The organism is Lysinibacillus pakistanensis (assembly GCF_030123245.1).
Taxonomy (GTDB): Bacteria; Bacillota; Bacilli; order Bacillales_A; family Planococcaceae; genus Lysinibacillus; species Lysinibacillus pakistanensis.
In genome coordinates, this window is sequence record NZ_CP126101.1 from 1,536,579 (window position 1) to 1,553,317 (window position 16,739).

19 protein-coding genes are annotated in these 16,739 nt (G+C 33.5%); 13 read left to right on the forward strand and 6 right to left on the reverse strand.

The genetic code is table 11. The annotated features are described in order from the left end of the window. The first annotated feature begins 9 nt into the window (after window positions 1–9). From QNH24_RS07235 to QNH24_RS07245, 3 genes are read left to right on the forward strand one after another with little or no spacing between them, the layout of a single operon-like run. Window positions 10–711 carry an ABC transporter ATP-binding protein gene (locus QNH24_RS07235; RefSeq protein ID WP_283871407.1) on the forward strand — a complete coding sequence of 234 codons (702 nt, stop codon included), beginning with the start codon at window positions 10–12 and terminating at the stop codon, window positions 709–711. Beyond that, the gene (locus QNH24_RS07240; protein ID WP_283871408.1) at window positions 701–2,272 is read left to right on the forward strand and encodes a hypothetical protein; all 1,572 of its coding nucleotides are present in this window, start codon (window positions 701–703) and stop codon (window positions 2,270–2,272) included. Before QNH24_RS07235 ends, QNH24_RS07240 begins: the two co-directional genes overlap by 11 nt. After that, window positions 2,269–2,655: a GntR family transcriptional regulator gene (locus QNH24_RS07245; RefSeq protein WP_283871409.1), complete on the forward strand. Its 387-nt coding sequence runs from the start codon at window positions 2,269–2,271 to the stop codon at window positions 2,653–2,655. The genes QNH24_RS07240 and QNH24_RS07245 overlap by 4 nt, the downstream gene beginning before the upstream one ends. 59 nt (window positions 2,656–2,714) lie before the next feature. On the opposite strand, the gene QNH24_RS07250 is transcribed toward QNH24_RS07245, so the two are convergent. Next, entirely contained in the window at window positions 2,715–3,650 is a 936-nt protein-coding gene (locus tag QNH24_RS07250) for an IS30 family transposase (protein ID WP_283869548.1), read from the reverse strand. Window positions 3,651–4,028: 378 nt separating this feature from the next. Here QNH24_RS07250 and QNH24_RS07255 point away from each other — a divergent pair, with 378 nt between their 5' ends. The 3 genes from QNH24_RS07255 to dcm all read left to right on the forward strand — a co-directional run bounded on the left by QNH24_RS07255 (window position 4,029) and on the right by dcm (window position 7,842). Further along, entirely contained in the window at window positions 4,029–5,381 is a 1,353-nt protein-coding gene (locus QNH24_RS07255) for a Sau3AI family type II restriction endonuclease (RefSeq protein WP_283871410.1), read from the forward strand. Between the two features lie 4 nt (window positions 5,382–5,385). Next, entirely contained in the window at window positions 5,386–6,525 is a 1,140-nt protein-coding gene (locus QNH24_RS07260) for a hypothetical protein (RefSeq protein ID WP_283871411.1), read from the forward strand. 69 nt (window positions 6,526–6,594) lie between these two features. Next, a complete protein-coding gene (gene dcm / locus QNH24_RS07265; RefSeq protein ID WP_283871412.1) occupies window positions 6,595–7,842 on the forward strand; it encodes a DNA (cytosine-5-)-methyltransferase in 1,248 nt (415 codons plus the stop codon). 120 nt (window positions 7,843–7,962) lie between these two features. Here the strand turns inward: dcm and QNH24_RS07270 are convergent, their stop codons facing one another. Further along, entirely contained in the window at window positions 7,963–8,136 is a 174-nt protein-coding gene (locus QNH24_RS07270) for a hypothetical protein (RefSeq protein WP_283872963.1), read from the reverse strand. Continuing rightward, on the reverse strand, window positions 8,120–9,547 hold the full coding sequence (locus QNH24_RS07275; protein ID WP_283871413.1) for a recombinase family protein: 1,428 nt from the start codon (window positions 9,545–9,547) through the stop codon (window positions 8,120–8,122). Before QNH24_RS07275 ends, QNH24_RS07270 begins: the two co-directional genes overlap by 17 nt. Before the next feature lie 610 nt (window positions 9,548–10,157). Between QNH24_RS07275 and QNH24_RS07280 the strand changes: the two genes are divergently transcribed. The 4 genes from QNH24_RS07280 (at window position 10,158) to QNH24_RS07295 (ending at window position 11,934) form a co-directional block, all read left to right on the forward strand. Next, the gene (locus QNH24_RS07280) at window positions 10,158–10,307 is read left to right on the forward strand and encodes a hypothetical protein (RefSeq protein WP_283871414.1); all 150 of its coding nucleotides are present in this window, start codon (window positions 10,158–10,160) and stop codon (window positions 10,305–10,307) included. A gap of 94 nt (window positions 10,308–10,401) precedes the next feature. Continuing rightward, complete coding sequence (locus QNH24_RS07285; RefSeq protein WP_283871415.1) at window positions 10,402–10,572, forward strand: hypothetical protein; 171 nt, start codon at window positions 10,402–10,404, stop codon at window positions 10,570–10,572. Between the two features lie 552 nt (window positions 10,573–11,124). Beyond that, entirely contained in the window at window positions 11,125–11,373 is a 249-nt protein-coding gene (locus tag QNH24_RS07290) for a hypothetical protein (RefSeq protein ID WP_283871416.1), read from the forward strand. Window positions 11,374–11,706: 333 nt separating this feature from the next. Beyond that, a complete protein-coding gene (locus QNH24_RS07295; protein ID WP_054771165.1) occupies window positions 11,707–11,934 on the forward strand; it encodes a hypothetical protein in 228 nt (75 codons plus the stop codon). Window positions 11,935–12,323: 389 nt separating this feature from the next. Here QNH24_RS07295 and QNH24_RS07300 read toward each other — a convergent pair whose 3' ends face one another. Continuing rightward, window positions 12,324–12,431, reverse strand: a complete 108-nt coding sequence (locus QNH24_RS07300; RefSeq protein WP_283871417.1) for a YjcZ family sporulation protein — start codon at window positions 12,429–12,431, stop codon at window positions 12,324–12,326. Between the two features lie 1,009 nt (window positions 12,432–13,440). On the opposite strand from QNH24_RS07300, the gene QNH24_RS07305 reads away from it, so the two are divergent. From QNH24_RS07305 to QNH24_RS07315, 3 genes are all read left to right on the forward strand, one after another. Continuing rightward, window positions 13,441–14,037 carry a TetR/AcrR family transcriptional regulator gene (locus QNH24_RS07305; protein ID WP_283871418.1) on the forward strand — a complete coding sequence of 199 codons (597 nt, stop codon included), beginning with the start codon at window positions 13,441–13,443 and terminating at the stop codon, window positions 14,035–14,037. A 62-nt stretch (window positions 14,038–14,099) separates the two neighbouring features. Next, the gene (locus tag QNH24_RS07310) at window positions 14,100–15,242 is read left to right on the forward strand and encodes an MFS transporter (RefSeq protein WP_283871419.1); all 1,143 of its coding nucleotides are present in this window, start codon (window positions 14,100–14,102) and stop codon (window positions 15,240–15,242) included. Window positions 15,243–15,508: 266 nt separating this feature from the next. Then, on the forward strand, window positions 15,509–15,817 hold the full coding sequence (locus QNH24_RS07315) for a hypothetical protein (RefSeq protein ID WP_283871420.1): 309 nt from the start codon (window positions 15,509–15,511) through the stop codon (window positions 15,815–15,817). 89 nt (window positions 15,818–15,906) lie between these two features. Here the strand turns inward: QNH24_RS07315 and QNH24_RS07320 are convergent, their stop codons facing one another. Beyond that, entirely contained in the window at window positions 15,907–16,242 is a 336-nt protein-coding gene (locus QNH24_RS07320) for a hypothetical protein (protein WP_283871421.1), read from the reverse strand. Window positions 16,243–16,349: 107 nt separating this feature from the next. Next, window positions 16,350–16,601 (reverse strand): DUF3862 domain-containing protein, encoded by a 252-nt coding sequence (locus QNH24_RS07325; RefSeq protein ID WP_283872767.1) that lies wholly within the window; start codon window positions 16,599–16,601, stop codon window positions 16,350–16,352. Window positions 16,602–16,739 lie beyond the last annotated feature (138 nt).

Consider the following 16,739-nt stretch of genomic DNA (forward strand, 5'->3'; position numbering starts at 1 on the left):
GGTGAAGACATGTTATTAATAGAAGATTTACAGAAATCGTTTGGACAGCATGAAGTATTAAAGGGCGTAGCATTAAAGATAGAAAAGGGAGAGATATTGGGGTTTGTAGGTGGAAATGGAGCAGGTAAAACTACAACATTAAATTGTATTACTGGCTTAGTAGAGCAGGATTGTGGAAAAGTGATGATTAATAATGTGCCAAAATCGCAGTTACTTGCCTATAAAAAGCAATTTTATTTTATCCCTGATACTATTCATGTTTTTCCAAATATAGCCGCCTATGATTGGATACATTTTGTTTTGAGCCTATATGAAAAGACGGATGATGCAAAACTACAAAGCTTCATCCATATCTTTGGTATGGAAAAAAGTATAAATAAGCCAATGGGAACGTTTTCTTATGGAATGCTCCATAAGATGGCATTGATTACTGCCTTTACGATTAGTCCACCTATTCTTATTATGGATGAGCCGCTAAATGGATTGGATCCACTTGCTGTCGTTGCTTTTAAAAATTGTCTAAAGGAATATGTTGAGAATGGTGGAACCGTTCTATTTTCCACTCATTTGCTGGATGTTGCCGAGAAAATTTGCCGATCCATTTGTTTTTTAAAAGACGGCAAGATTGTTTTACATGAATCTTTAGAAAATTTGCTTGTCGATGGAAGCCTAGAGACTATTTTTATGGAGAAACAAGCTAATGAAGGATAATTTGCCATTATTTAAATTTTTCTTAACATCCGTTTATACAAAACCAAAGCAATCAATCGTGCAAGTGCTTTTAATACTAGCCTTTATTTATATAGCCTTACAGTATTGTGTATTTACCTTTATAATCTATTTCGTGGCTACCTCTGAGGTGTTTTTATTTTACAGCTTTATACTATCGAATAGTATCACGTATATATTGATTTCCTATTTTGCGATTTCAGTAGTGTTTAGTCAAAGTGATTTTTCTATCTTTGCTCATTTGCCGATTTCAGCGAAGCGGATTGTAATGGCGAAAATAGTAAGTAGTGTAGCTTTACCAATATCGGTCGTAGGAATACTCTCCATACCAACATTTTTTATTCTCTTAATCGAGTTTAATATAGGGTTTGCTATAAAATCTATTGTATTTTTACTGATGGTAAACATCTTTATCACTTTATCCCTACTATGTGTTTTATCTATTTTGAATCATTTTCGTACAATTTTTATGAATATAGCCATGTATTTAATGTTTAGAATGACGCTAATTTTAGGGATTGGCATTTGCCCAATAGTTTATTTTTGGATAAATAATGTCGAGACTATTAAGCTTGTTTTAGCGAAAATAGATACATCAACCATCGCATCCTTAAGTGCCTCCATATCAGATATTCTCGACATAGGTTATCGTTTCGCAATGCAGCAGCAATGGCTTGAGGGAATATTGCCACTGACGGCTGCTCAAAGTGTTCTTTATTTCTCGATAGTATTCTTACTGTGCTTTTTATTGTTTAACATAACTATAACAATCATAGCGTCTAAGTATTATGAATATGGCTCGGCTGTAAACAGGATTGAAAAAACAGCTAAAGTTTGGGGAAAAAATACCAGTTGGAGCAATTACTTACAACGAGAATACTGGATTATTCAATCAGAACCTTATTTTAAATTGCAAGCGATGCTAGGTGTCATTATGGCACCAATCGGCACAGTAATTTACCTAATGGTGATCCAAATGAATATGCTAAAGGCTGAATGGATTGTTGACAATAAAGCTTACCTTTTTGTCTATATGATTTTATTTATGAGCTGTATGAACAATATTAGTGGAACACCTTATTCTAGAGAGGGGAAATATTATGCTTCAAGCAAAACATTGCCCTTGGAGCCACACAAAATATTTATGGCAAAAGTAGTGATTTCTTCAAGCATCAGTGCACTATCAGTCATCATAAGCTATATCTTTTATATGCTATTTGAAAAAAATGACATGATAATGATGCTGTATTTATTGATAACATTATTATTAGTATTTTCTTATAATTTATTATCTCCGCTTTACGATAAAAGGCATCCATTACTTGACTGGACAAATCCATCAGAGGCGATTAAGTCCAACCCTACAGTATTAATAAGCTTACTTTATGGATTACCTTTATTAATAATTATTGCACTTCTCCATTTCGGCTTGCTTACGTTCCATGTTTCTCCAAGGATTACAGCAGTCATTATATTAATCATTGTAACTATAAGTACAATCACCATATTTTATAAAAATAGGAAGGGATACGTAAACAATTGAATGTAAAAATAGATATAACTAGTAATACCCCATTTTATCAGCAGCTAACGCAGCAGCTCCTTTTAGCAATAGCGACAGGAAATTTGCAATATGGTGACCAGTTGCCCTCAATTCGTGATCTAGCTGGGCAAACAAACCTCAATCTTCACACCGTTCATAAAAGCTATAAGGAGCTGCAAAAAAAGGGGGTTATCACAATAAAACCTCGTTCAAAAGCATTTCTTATTAATGAAAATGCTACTAAAACCCAGAATGCCAACCTTTTGCAAATTGCTATGAAATTGGAACAAATTATCATCGAGGCTTATGTTTTAGGGATTGGCGAACAGCAGCTCAAGCAGTTGTTTCAGGAGGGTTTAAGAAAATATTATACCGAGCGTTAGAAATCAGAGAAAGAAATGGTTTCTGTAAGAACCATCTCTTTTTTTTATTTGATGATTTGTCAAATTAAGTGCAACAATTGCTCATTAAAAGCCTCGTTTGCAGTTTTCCAACCAAGACATTTTCTTGGTCGGTTGTTGATATAGTTTAATGATTCTGTTAGTTCTTCTGGTGATACTTTTTCGAAATTTGTTTGCTTAGGGAAGAACTCGCGAAGTAATCCATTTCCATTTTCGTTACTTCCGCGTTGCCAAGAAGAATAGGCATCCGCAAAATAAACATCAATTTTCAAGTCTTTTTCTAATACTTTATAACAGCTAAATTCTTTACCTCGGTCTGTTGTGGCTGTTTTTATAGCGCCTTTTGGTAATTTAGAATGAAGTAGACGTACTGCTCCTTCCATTGATTGAGCTGAGCGATCCGGTATCAAAAAGCCAACATACCACCGTGTCATTCGTTCAATAAATGTTGCTACACAACCTTTTGCTTTCCCACGTCCAGATACAACTGTATCTAACTCCCAATGTCCAAAGGTTTCACGTTTACGTACTTCTTTTGGGCGTTTAGAAATTGGTGTACCAATGTTAAATCTTCCTCTTGTTTCCCGGGGCTTTTGGCGCTTTCCTTTTTGACGGAGAACGGTTATAGGCACTTCTAAAAAACCCTCGTAAATCCAGCGATAGATGGTTTTAAAACTTAGCTGTCCTTGATACAAGCGGCCGACAATTTGTTCAGGCGACCAAGTATCCCACAACTTTTCTTGAACAGCTTCTTTTACTTCGGGTGTACATTTTGACTTGGCACCACAGTTGGATTTATTTTGGTGGTAACGTACCTGCGCTTCGTCAGCCGTACTACCGGCGTGGCGTTTTATTTCTCTGGAAATCGTAGAAGGTTGACGATTTAAGAGTTTCGCTATTTTACGAATCGGATAATCAAGTTCTAGGTATGTTTCTATTTTTACACGTTCTGATATGGTAAGATGGGTATAGCTCATAACGATTCCTCCGTTTGAATGTTTGTGTGGTAACTACATTCTACACGAGGTCGTTATGGGCTTCCTTTATATTGACTTCTGGGTGTTGCACTTAATATTACAATCCGTCATTTATAATTAATGCTAAGGCATAATTAAATAGATTTCGTCATAGACAAATCATATTTCTTAATCGTTTTAATACCCTTAGAAACAGGCCTCATCTGCAACCTATATTGTTTTAATTTGTTCAAGTACTGTAATATTATTTCAGGTAAATTTTTTGAGGATTTAGATAATTGTACTACCGTTTATTAGCAAATATGAATTTATTTTAATAAGGTGGTATTATTATTTATAACTAGAATTCCTTAATATAACAAAAGGATGTGATATTTAATGATGTACAAAAATGAGAAACAACTTTTAGATAAAGCCCGTGAAGCAATAGGAAAAACATTTAATGAAATTGACCTTCATGACCGTTTAAGTAAAGGGCAGAAAGGAGGATTTGGTCATATTATAGAAGAAAGTCATTTTGGTTATGAAATTAATAGTAATGCTGAACCGGATTTTAAAGATTTAGGAATTGAGTTGAAAGTAACGCCATTTAAGAAAAATAAAAATGGTACATTATCAGCAAAAGAGCGCCTAGTATTAAACATTATTAATTATATGGAAGAGGTACATACAGAATTTGAAACATCGAGTTTTTGGAAGAAAAATCGTAAATTACTTTTAATGTTTTATGAGTGGAAATCAGAAATAGAGCGCAAAAATTTCAAAATCATTGAAACTACTTTATATGATTATCCAGAAGAAGATTTAATTATTATTAAAAAGGACTGGGAATATATTGTTAGTAAAATTCATGCAGGGGAGGCTCATTTATTATCTGAAGGTGATACTCAATATTTAGGTGCATGTACAAAAGGCGCGAATAAAAGCTCGGTTCGTCAGCAGCCATGTTCTGAAATTATGGCACCACAACGAGCATATTCCTTAAAACAATCATATATGACATCCATTGTTCGAGAAGTAATTACTGATGAAAAACTAACTTACTTTGCATCTGCAAATGAGCTTCGCGAAAAAACGATTAATGAGCTGTTACATGAACGCTTTGCACCATATTTAGGAATGACGCAAAGACAAATGGCAGAGCAACTTGATGTCCCATTTAATCCTGGTAATAAGGCATTTATTGCAAAATTGATTAGTTCTCTGTTAGGCGTAAAGGGAACAAGGTTAGACAATATTGCCGAATTTGCAAAGGCAAACATTCAATTTAAAACTATTCGATTAAAAGAAAACGGTATTCCAAAAGAGCACATGTCATTTGTGAATATCGATTTCAAAGAGATAGTTAAAGAGGATTGGGAAGAGAGCTATATCCGAAATTATTTTTTAGAAACACAGTTATTATTTGTTGTATTTCAATTTAAGGAAGAAGAGCTTATTTTTAAAGGGATTAAGCTTTGGCATATGCCAATGGACACAATTGAAACGAAATTATATGAGTATTGGAATGCTATCCGTAGTGTTGTTAATGAAGGTGTGCAATTTCAGAAAACAAAACGTGGTTTGAAAAATAACTTACCTGACTCAAAATTTAACGGAGTTCTCCATGTTCGTCCAAAAGGAAGAAATGCAGCAGATAGAACAGAGTTACCTGATGGGCAATGGATTACGAAACAATGTTATTGGTTAAATGATATTTATATAAGTCAGATTTTAAAAGAAATGGGGTAAGTGTTTGGCTGGTTATATTTTTACATTAGATAGTTTTGATTCTTTAAATGAAATAATAAAAAACGGTGTATATAGTACCAATATAAATGTCCCTAAAAAAAATAATTGGCTGACACCGCATGAAGGTACATTTACAGATTATTTATCAATGAAGGAAGGAGATAATGTATACTTTTTTATTGATAGAAAAATATATGGGATTGGAAAGTTAAAAAATGTTGTAGAGGATTGCAAACTTTTAAATTTCCCAAATGCTGATATCCCAATCGTAAACGATTATACCGAATTAAAAGAAGAAATGATTTTAAATAAAACATTATTTAACTTAAAAAACCGTTTTATTTGCACTTTTGAAAATAATCCATATTTTTTTACAACTGGTGTAGATATGGATGATGTGTTAGCTTCTAATCCAAGTGCCTTTAAAATGCTGAGAGTTTTATGGAAGCTTTCATTTATCAAAATTGATGATATTGAAAATAAAGCATTATTTGATTTTATTTTAAAAACAAACGAGTATGAATTAGCAAATCCTTATAATATCTTTTATACTGAGGATTTACTTCACAAGCGCATAAAATCATTATATAACAATAGTTTTAGAGTTACTTCAAAAAATATATTAGATTTAGCAGCAGATGAAGACTATATACGCCATGAAATGGCTATTGAAGCTGCAATTGTTGACAATATTAGTAATAATTCTAGTTCTAGTATATTCGGGGAATGGGATTATGTTTCACATCAAGTAGTTGCTTCTCCATTTAAACCTGTAGATTACATGGATAAGATGGATGTTTTTGGGTATAGATACATAGCTGGTTTTTCAACAATTTCTAAATACTTAACTATTGAAATTAAAAAAGATAGAGCGACTGAAGATGTTGTGCATCAAATTATGAAATACGTAGATTGGATTAACCAAGAATACAGTAATGATTATGGCATGATTGAGGCATTTGTTGTAGCTAAACATTTTCCAAAAGAAGTTATTAATTTGAAAAATAAAATAGGTCGAAGAGTTTATACAAAAGGAAGGAGACCTGCTATGACACTTGAATGGAGTAACTTAAGATTTATAAAATACCGTTATTGCCAAAGTTCTAAAAATATTATATTCGAAGAAGAAATGATTCAAACTTAAAAGTTGATCCCTTTGCAGAAATCATTTATAATAAGTTATAATTAATTTTTGCAGAAAGGATGTTTGCTAATGAAAGACACTCTAAATGTAGTAGAATTGTTTGCGGGTGTGGGTGGATTTCGATTAGGTTTAGAAAACGCAGATGCGAACCTTTTTAATACCATTTGGGCAAACCAATGGGAACCATCACGTAAGTCACAGGATGCATTCGATTGCTATAAAAGAAACTTTGGTGGAGAGCCCAGTAATCAAGATATTGCATTGGTACCTGATAAAGTATTTCAGGAATTAGATATAGATTTATTAGTAGGTGGTTTTCCTTGTCAAGACTATTCAGTAGCTCGTTCGTTATCAGGTGAGAAGGGACTCGAAGGGAAAAAAGGTGTATTGTTTTGGGAAATTAAGCGTGTTATTGAAAATTCCCACCCAAAATATGTACTTCTTGAAAACGTCGATAGGTTATTAAAATCGCCATCTAAACAGCGAGGACGCGATTTTGCAGTTATGCTAGCGACGTTCCGTGACTTGGGGTATATTGTGGAATGGCGAGTTGTAAATGCTGCAGAATATGGAGCTGCTCAAAAACGCCGTCGTATTTTTATATTTGCTTATAAAAATACTTTAAACTTTGCAACAAAACAGCGTAAATTCAGCCCATATGAAATTGTATTTAATGAAGGGTTCTTTGCAAATACATTTCCAGTTAAGCAAGAGCCTTATAAAAATCGAATTGCAACTTGTGAATTACCTGATGATATCATAGCAATTTCTGATGAGTTTGCATTCGGGTTTCATACAGCTGGAATTATGTTAGAGGGAGAAATTTTCACTGCACATACAGAAGTGGACTTTCCGAAATTTAGACCACTTAAACATATTTTAATTGACGAATCCATGGTGCCTGAATCGTTTTATTTAACAGATTTACAAGCTGAAAAATTTAATTATTTACGTGGTCCAAAGAAAATAGAACGTACATCAGCAGAGGGGCATAAATACATTTTTTCTGAAGGTGGTATGTCTCAAACGGATGAATTAGATGGGCCAGGTCGTACTATGTTGACAAGCGAGGGTTCTATTAACAGAAGTACACATATCGTAGAAGTAAATGGTAAAAAACGATTCCTAACACCTATAGAATGTGAACGATTAAATGGTTTTCCTGATAATTGGACAGCTGGTATGCCAAACCGTATGCGTTATTTTTGTATGGGCAATGCCCTTGTTGTGAATCTAATTACAAAAATGGGGAAAACTATTTTAGATATAGAAGTAAATGAACACAATAAATCAGAGCAAATAGAAATGTTTATATGATAGATATAATTAAAGTTTAACTTTAGCAGGTGAACAAATTTTTTTCTCTTCACCTGCTTTTTTACTTTTGGAATCGAATTCATTAGTTAAGAGATTTCTAATGAGATTAAAATCAAATGGTTAAATCAAAAACACCGCCACAATCGTCGTAATAACAAGACCAATCACTACAGGCAATAAATTACGCCTTGCGAGTTCAAATGGACTTACATTACATATAGCAGCCGCAGGAATTAACGCCCAAGGAATTAATGTACCTCCACCAATAAAAGACATATTATTTAGCTGCAACAATTATGATTTCTCTTGCTTGCTTACTGCTTATAAAATCATCCTTTGTATCAATTACAATTTGCTCAAATACGGTCGTCATTAATTGCTTACGTTCATAATCATCAGCATTTAACCAAAGAGTATCGATGTTGCGAATAATGGATCTGATTTCCTTATGATGCCGAGTGTCCTGCTGCTGAATATTCTTTAACTCACGTTTAATTTCTTTTTCTTTGCCCCGTAGCTTTTCGGTTTCGCGAATTAATTCATCAATATCAATAATATCATTTTCGAACATGGTTTTTTTCTTGAGTAAAAGCTTTTGTATAGAGGCTAGTTCCTGCTGCAATGAAGAGAACTGTGCTTTAGGAAAATTGGACTCGCCTTCATTACTTTTAAAATGACTACCCACTAAGTCATCCCACTGAGCAAATACCGTTTGTACTAAATTGCTTTCTAAAATCATATGACTAGTACAGGTTTTTCCTGCTTTCTTTCCTGAACACCGGTAGTTCTTTTTCTTTCCTACTTTATGCCCTGACATTGAGTGCCCACATCTGGCACATTTTAAAATCGAAGAGAAATAGTAATTACTTGTCTCACGTTTTCCGCCAAAGGTTCTGCGTTTATCCAACAAATCCTGTAGCTCCCAGAATTCATCACGATCTATAATGCGTTCGTGATTTCCCTCAAATAGCTCCCGTTTGCGAGGGGGCTTTTTGATGTCTTTAGGATTAGAGCTGAACATTAAATAACCAGCGTATGTAGGATTATTAGCAATATCTCGCACACTGTCTACATGCCATCCTCCGCCTCTTCTTGTAGGTATTCCTTTACTAGTTAGTTGACGAGCTAGTGTGTAAAAGCCTATGGATCTAGCTAGCTTAAATATTTCCTTTACAATTTGAGCCTCTTCTTCATCTTTCACTAATTCACCATCAATGACCTTATAGCCGAAGGGAGGGGTGCCACCTTTCCAGCGTCCCAATTTCACTTTCTTTTCTAATCCAAAGCGCACTCGTTCTGCCGTATTTTCTCGCTCCCATTGCGCAATAGCTGCCACTAGTGTGATAAACAAACGTCCTATAGCATTAGTAGTATCATAGACTTCTGTAGCAGACTTAAATTTACATTCATATTGATCCAATTTTGCTAAGATAGTATGCAGGTCAGGCACAGAACGAGTTAATCGATCCAGTTTATACACTAGTAAGACATCTATGCCCCCTTGCTTAATTCGATTGAGCATATTTTGGAAATGAGGTCTGTTTAAATCCTTAGCAGAATAACCATCATCGATATAGGGCTTCTCAACAATTTCCCATCCTTGTGAAACACAATAAGCTTCTAATTTCTCAATCTGGGCAGCTATTGAAAACCCATGCTTGGCCTGTTCATCTGTACTCACCCGAACATAGATGACGCATTTCATCAATATTCACTCCTAATAATAAGAAAAGAGCGATACAAAGGAGCTTACTCTTTTTAATTTATATATAGCACTAAAATTGCATATCATTCCTATAATTTTTGCTTTACTATTTCTTCCATTCGGAAGCCGATAATGTTCCTACCTTTTGCTCAGCCTCTAATTTTTGACGATAGCTGTCCAATTCAGCATCGATTTTATATTCGACTGTGGCCGTTATTTCGGAGCGGTTTTTAAATAATTATTCCTCATGGCTAAGCAATGTTTCTCGCACATCTCGATCAAGATCCATATAGCCCTTCATGATAGCAATCTCTAATACTCTGAGGTTGCTTTTTTTGCGTATTCATCCAGTGAAAAAGTTTCGGGTTGAACAAACATTTCACCCTCACCTGTACAAAGCCAGTACTCGCTAATTCGATGCGTTATCTGAAGGCGAGGCATGTTCAATTTGTTATGAAAAACCAGGTACTCTTTGGTGTGATGAAAGGACATATATATGGGAAGATTGCGCCCAAATAATGAACGATGTCGGAAATAAACAAGATTAATATTTCACGTATGAAAGTGACAAGCCCAATCGACATATTCTGATAAAAAAGGAGTGTGAGTGATGAGAGCAGTAAAAATGACAGAAGAAAAGGTTCGAAAACTGTTACCGATTGTAGAAAGTATTCTGTCAAGGGAATACGGAAGAAAGGTGACTTTAAAGGATCTAACGGTAGGGGGCATTACAGTTTATAAAAAAGATTGCGCCAAATAGCGCAGTCATGTCCCATTTTGTACAAGCATTCGTATCCATGTAAAGGAATGAACTTTGAACATCCTAGTAAAGCTTTGGTTCAACATGACGCCAAATGAACTCTAATAATATTTCCAATAAAGCAGTAATTCTTGCTGAAGACAAGCTTTATCAAAAGCGAAAAGATATTGTTAAAACGATTGAAGAAATCTATTCACAGTTAGACCATGATTTAAAAACTATTATGGACATGCGGTATTGGGATAACGAAAGAAATTGTTATTAATAGTAAAATATTATATATAAATTGTAATAAGGTGCTACGTAAATGCAATGCATTAATTGATGAAACAGCCAAGCGTTTAGCATGGGCTTAATGTATAAAGAATATATTAATGTAATGTAAAGGATAGAAAAGGGGCTGGGGGTTATTGGATTATTAGATATTATTATGAACGCTTTCGGGATTACCATGATAACATTGTTGATTTTTCTTTGGTCAATTGATGAAGACAAATGGAATTTAAGGGGTATATCTTCTTATGCAGTTCCTACAGCATTCGTTTATTTTGTTTTTTTTATGTTTGTGTAAAAGATAGATATTTCTCTTTTCATTATAGTGACCTTCCTAACACTAGCAAAGTTCATTAAAAAACATAGCAAATAGATATTATCCATTTTTACCAAAAGCGTACGGAACGTCTTACAATAATGAGCACTTTCGCTTGTACTTGTATATCTCAAATAAGAAATTAAAACTACTAAATTGGCAGTCTCTTTTTATAATGACAATACGCTCCATTTACCTTATGATGTTGGTAGATAGGGGTAAATTAAAATGGCAGAAGTAAAAACTAAAATTCTTGAATTCAATGATTTATATGATAAACAAGACAAAGTAAATACATACTTAGATTATTTACGAGAAGGAACATTCATCGAGTTTCTACAGCTATATATGGTAACAACACGAAAGCATAAACAGCACTTATTGTTTATAAAACTAATTAAGGTCACAACTAACAAGGTGTGGCTTTGTCAGTATATTACTAGCAGTGACATATCGTTCCATACGAATTATGATTGATATTGAAGGTGGTGAAATAAATGAATGTGAAAAACAAAGTAATATATTCAAATCTGGTTACAATAATATCTATGTTAGTATCAACTATCTTTTTTATAAAGATTGTCCTAAGTAAAGGAATAGAACAAGTACATTATTTAACATCAATATTATATGTAGTAGCTATCGTAGTGTCGATTATAAGCTTTGTAGTACATTGGAAGACTAAACAGGTCATTAAGAGAAATGAAGGTCATGCCTAACTAGGTGTGGCTTTTTATAATGCTTCCTATTTTTATTGATTACTTCAATCCCATTTGTCCCATGATATAGGTAGATGGGGGGTGTTGATTAATGGATTATGAATATAAAGTAAAGTTTTACTTTGACGAAAATCGCGAAGAAGAATATAAAATCAAGACTAATATTGGACAAGAAACATTCGCGGAAGAAATTTCTAATGGCTTCAATGAGAATTCATGGTATTCATTTATTGAAACAGAAAATTATAAAACGATATTAATAAATACTAAAGATGTTTATAAGGTATCGGTAGTACAAAATATTGTAGAATTTGATTAATCCAATATATTAAGTCACACTCTAAATGAGTTGTGGCTTTTATTATGCCTTGAGAGGTTCAGTGCAAAATTGAAAAAGAAAAAATATTAAAAGGGTCACTTGGGATAGAGTGACCCTCAGGTAACGAAATTCGGAGGTGTAAGACTAAATTAGCTTACACTACTATTAATATGACGTGATAGCAAAGTTTGTATAGTTCATAGCCTGAACAATAGATAAAAAAAAGCCGCAGCGTGGTCACATGCTACAGCAAACTAATGAATAATCTAAGGACTTAAGAAAGGAAATATGAAATGGGTCACGCGGAGGATAGTGACCCTTACTAAGATTTGAAGGTGTAAAGTATAAGTTTCAAATAGTTATGAGCTTAGAGGCGGTGGTATTGCATATTAATAACTGATGAAACTAACGCCGACAATAATTAGAAGAATGAATAGAACGACAATTAGAGCAAATGATGAACCATAACCACTACCACTACCACAATATTGAGACATAATTTTTCCCTCCTTTCTATGACTATAATATGCATAGTTGTAGAAAGGAATTGCGATATTTATCTTAGGATGGTCTTAGAAAAAAGATTAAAAGTAAAGATACACTATCAAGAGCGTAACGGTAGAGTGTTTGGCTTCCAGTGAATTTATTAAAGGCAGTTGGAGATAAGGGATTGATTAGGCATTATATTAAGCCCTCTTGTTGACATGCGGATACGATCTTTATCGATGTCTTGGTCTTAGCTGATTAAGCGATAAAAGACCACACCTCGATGGGTGGCAATAAATAGGCATTATTATTATTCTCACCGTTTTTTGTGGAACCAGGTTCGCCAGCCATGAAATTTGAAATAGAGAATTTTATTGTACAACGGCATTATTCCGGAAACGCATTTGGATTTGCAGAAAGGTACAATGACCACTGATCCGTTTAAATTGGGTTACATATTACGATTCAATAGCGAAGAAATAATAAAAAGTATTCAAAATCAGTATGGTACATTTGTTAAGAAGTTGTATAGGTTGAAGTGTTAATTTATAAATGTTGATTCTCTTAAAAAATCCCAGTTACTCAACTTTTTGAGCCTGGGATTTTTTATATTTAAATTATTAATGTATTTAATAATTCAATGTATAATGGTAAATATTAGGAGTTATGGAAGCGTGGTTAAACTTTGAATTGTCCCAACTGTGCTGCAGTATTTAACCTAAAACAAAATAATTGTGAATACTGTGGTAGTTACATCATTACGTTAGAAGCAAAACAGATTATATATGATTTAAAAGATTTCAAACCAACCTATAAAAAAATCTTTTTTCCATGAGAAATGAGTGTAAATGAATTACCAATACGTTCAGGTATGGCAGAATAAGGGAGCTATTTTTAATTATTCGTAATCTAAAATAATCAAATTTTATTTTACAGTAACAATAAAACAAAATTATTGACCGTTAGGTACAAAAAGGAGTATTCTATTAATGTTATCTATAAAATAAGAGGAGGATACGATTGAATAAACGCGGCAGACCCCGAGAGTTTGATTATTCCTCAATTGTAGATGTTGCAATGAAAACATTTTGGTTAAGAGGATATGAGGGGTGTTCTACACAAGATTTATGCAGTGATACAGGACTTGGAAAAGGAAGTTTATACAATACTTTCGGTAGTAAACATGAACTGTATAAACAAGTATTAGAACGCTACCATGAAATTGGGATTAGGGAACAAAAGAAATTGTTAGAGACTCCAATTCCAGTTAAAGAACGATTAAGTAATTTTTTTGAATGGGCATTGAAAGAAGACTTTGAGAATATTGATCAAAAAGGATGTTTATTGATTAATGCCAGTGTAGAACGTGCTAAAAACGATTTAATGGTACAAGAAATTTTCTCGAAGCATGTTGAACTTCTTAAACAAGCTATTGAAACAGTGATGGAGGAAGGATTGCAAACAGGTGAAATTTCAAAGAAGCAATCAGCTGAGGAATTAGCTAGTCTGCTTTTAAGCAGTTATTACGGATTCCGTGTTCTTAATGTATCGATGCAAAATCAGATGTTAGCTGAACAAGTTATCAAAGGAACAATGGAGTCTATTTTTGGCGCTTAGTGCGCTCTTTTTTCGCACTATTTTTGTACCGATTATTACAATAATGAATAAGGAGTTTTTTTATGCCATCGATTATTTATTTATTAGCTTTAGCAATCTTTTGTATGACTACATCAGAATTTATGGTTGCAGGTATGATGAATGAACTTGCTCTTGCATTCCAGGTTTCTGTATCATCTATTGGGTATTTAATTTCAGCTTATGCAGGAGCAATGGTAATAGGAGGCCCCATTTTAACTGCAATCCTCTTACGAATGCGCAGCAAACAAGCATTATTGTTTTTAATGTTCGTATTTTTAATTGGTCAATCGCTCGGAGCTATTGCTTGGAACTATGATATTATGATGATTTCACGTATTATAACTGGTATTGCTTCAGCTTCAGCTTTTGGAGTTGCGATTTCTTTTTCTGCGACATTGGTTCACTCTGATTCAAGAGGAAAAGCTGCATCAATTGTACTTGCAGGTTTAATGTTCGCAACTGTATTAGGTTTACCTATAACAACCGTTATTTCTCAATATTTTGGCTGGCGTATTAGTTTTGGGGCTGTTTCTGTTCTTGTGCTAGTATCAGGGATTATGATTCAACGGTTGTTACCATCATCTTCAAATAAAGAGCAATTAAATTGGAAAGACGAACTTCTGCGATTTAAGAATATTCATCTTTGGGCAGCGTACGTAACAAGTATGTTCATTATTGGTGGTACGTTTGCAGCATTTAGTTATTTCACTCCTATCTTTACAAATGTCACAGGCTTTTCAAGTGCAAGTATTCCATATTTACTTGTTCTCTATGGTAGTGCGACGGTAATTGGGAATATAATAATTGGCAAGTTCGCTGATAAATTTACAATGAAAATACTTATGGGTGGATTAATTATATTAATCATAGCGTTGTCTTTATTTGCTTTAAGTGCAGAGAATAAATACATTGCAGTTATTTCTACGATTTTTATTGGTTTAACTGGTGTAGCATTGAATCCAGCTATGGTTGCGAGGGTAATGAAAACAGCTAGTAATGGAATAATGATAAATACCGTTCATAGTTCTTTTATTACGCTAGGTATTGTTATTGGTTCGTCACTAGGTGGTCTTGGGATCAGTAAAGGATATGGTTTTGTATCTCCGCTATGGATTGGAGCTTGTTTAGCTATCCTTGGGGTAATTTCATTATTCCCATATTTACATAAAGGAAAGGCAGATTAAGATGTTTAAAATTTCTTTATATGGGGTCACCATATATGCCCATCAACTTAAAAAATTGGTAGTTCCCCAAAACGAAGAAATTTTCGTTCTGGGGTATTATACTATCTTAACTTGATGGGTATGGGGTAGCAACAGAAAAATGAGGATTTACAACGTTGAGTGAAAAGTCTTCCAAAATACGCTTTGGGGACATTTTTCCTTCATCTAATGGCGCAGGATTGTTGAAAGGGGTAACCATTTTAAGATAATTAAGAGGAGTGTAGGGAATGACAAATGAAATTATTAATGTTGTTTTACCAATGAAAACATATGATACAACTAAAATGGACTCGTGGACTAAAGAACAGTGGCAGGAATGGGGTGGAGAAGAAAAGGATCATGTTGGCATACAAATATTGCTGTTGAATGATAACGATTTTTATTTAAAAATAATGGGCATTTACTTTGACGAAGCAACAGAAGAAATGTTTTTTAGTTTTGATACACAGAATAAACTTAACCGAAATATAAATATTCAATTCGGGCAATGGAAAATTGATGATAATTTTTCCTTATTTGGTTTACTCTTCACTTAGCATAAAATCGTGAATAGACCAGAGCAATTTTCAATATAAGCACAGTGTCTTTTGTTTCGTGATGAACATTAAATAATTTTATCAAATTGCTATGGACCACAAATTGAAAAACAAGTATGTTCTTCGAAATTTTTTTGTACCCAATCATCTATTTTGTTAAAAAACCGGATGAAATCGATGTCCATTGAATTATTTAAAGTACACGCAATGAAAGCAATTTGATTCCATTGTTCAAGGTTAACTGAATTTGGGCCAAAGTAATTAAAATTCGGTAAAACTTCATATATATGTAGATGTAAAAAGGCAAATGCTTCTTCTGTTAAAAAAATTGAAGATTCATGCCAATGTTCATTTTTAAAATCACCCCGCATGAATTCAAAAACATCACGTTGTTGTAAGTTTTTTAATGTATGTATTTTAATCATTTAATCCTCCTAATAAGTCACGCATTTGTGTGACTAATGGTTAATTTAAACCTATTTGAGTTTTATTTATTAATTTACCGCCTTGAACATTAACGATGCATTGGCACCTAAAGCTGTGAACTTAAACCTATTTGAGTTTTATTGATTATTTTATTATCTTGAAATGTCATATTAGCAGTTGAGAAAGCTCCAGCTGTTTCAAATTCATATATAACGGTATGATTCGAATCACCATCTGTTCCAGTTTCAGAAATTACTTTTCCTTCTAATCCGACAATATTAAATACTTCTTCAAGCGTCATGCCTTCTTTAATTTGTTTAAACTTTTCTTCAGTTAATTTACCATCTTCTTTAGAAATTTATGCTGACGTTTCTTGTTTTGTGGCATCCTCTTTTGATATCTCAGTAACTGATTTTTTTCTTTTCTCCTGATTCTTCTTTTTGCTTTTTCTTCTCCACAACCTGCCTTCCACAATCAATAGTACATAGTGAACCAT

What these genes read in the sequence shown, in the direction of transcription:
- QNH24_RS07235 (WP_283871407.1), top strand. Translation starts at nt 10, where the DNA reads ATGTTATTAATAGAAGATTTACAGAAATCGTTTGGACAGCATGAAGTA.
- QNH24_RS07290 (WP_283871416.1), top strand. Translation starts at nt 11,125, where the DNA reads ATGGCAGAAGTAAAAACTAAAATTCTTGAATTCAATGATTTATATGAT.
- QNH24_RS07280 (WP_283871414.1), top strand. Translation starts at nt 10,158, where the DNA reads ATGAGAGCAGTAAAAATGACAGAAGAAAAGGTTCGAAAACTGTTACCG.
- QNH24_RS07255 (WP_283871410.1), top strand. Translation starts at nt 4,029, where the DNA reads ATGATGTACAAAAATGAGAAACAACTTTTAGATAAAGCCCGTGAAGCA.
- QNH24_RS07300 (WP_283871417.1), bottom strand. Translation starts at nt 12,431, where the DNA reads ATGTCTCAATATTGTGGTAGTGGTAGTGGTTATGGTTCATCATTTGCT.
- dcm (WP_283871412.1), top strand. Translation starts at nt 6,595, where the DNA reads ATGAAAGACACTCTAAATGTAGTAGAATTGTTTGCGGGTGTGGGTGGA.
- QNH24_RS07275 (WP_283871413.1), bottom strand. Translation starts at nt 9,547, where the DNA reads ATGAAATGCGTCATCTATGTTCGGGTGAGTACAGATGAACAGGCCAAG.
- QNH24_RS07285 (WP_283871415.1), top strand. Translation starts at nt 10,402, where the DNA reads ATGAACTCTAATAATATTTCCAATAAAGCAGTAATTCTTGCTGAAGAC.
- QNH24_RS07310 (WP_283871419.1), top strand. Translation starts at nt 14,100, where the DNA reads ATGCCATCGATTATTTATTTATTAGCTTTAGCAATCTTTTGTATGACT.
- QNH24_RS07250 (WP_283869548.1), bottom strand. Translation starts at nt 3,650, where the DNA reads ATGAGCTATACCCATCTTACCATATCAGAACGTGTAAAAATAGAAACA.
- QNH24_RS07320 (WP_283871421.1), bottom strand. Translation starts at nt 16,242, where the DNA reads ATGATTAAAATACATACATTAAAAAACTTACAACAACGTGATGTTTTT.
- QNH24_RS07240 (WP_283871408.1), top strand. Translation starts at nt 701, where the DNA reads ATGAAGGATAATTTGCCATTATTTAAATTTTTCTTAACATCCGTTTAT.
- QNH24_RS07295 (WP_054771165.1), top strand. Translation starts at nt 11,707, where the DNA reads ATGGATTATGAATATAAAGTAAAGTTTTACTTTGACGAAAATCGCGAA.
- QNH24_RS07315 (WP_283871420.1), top strand. Translation starts at nt 15,509, where the DNA reads ATGACAAATGAAATTATTAATGTTGTTTTACCAATGAAAACATATGAT.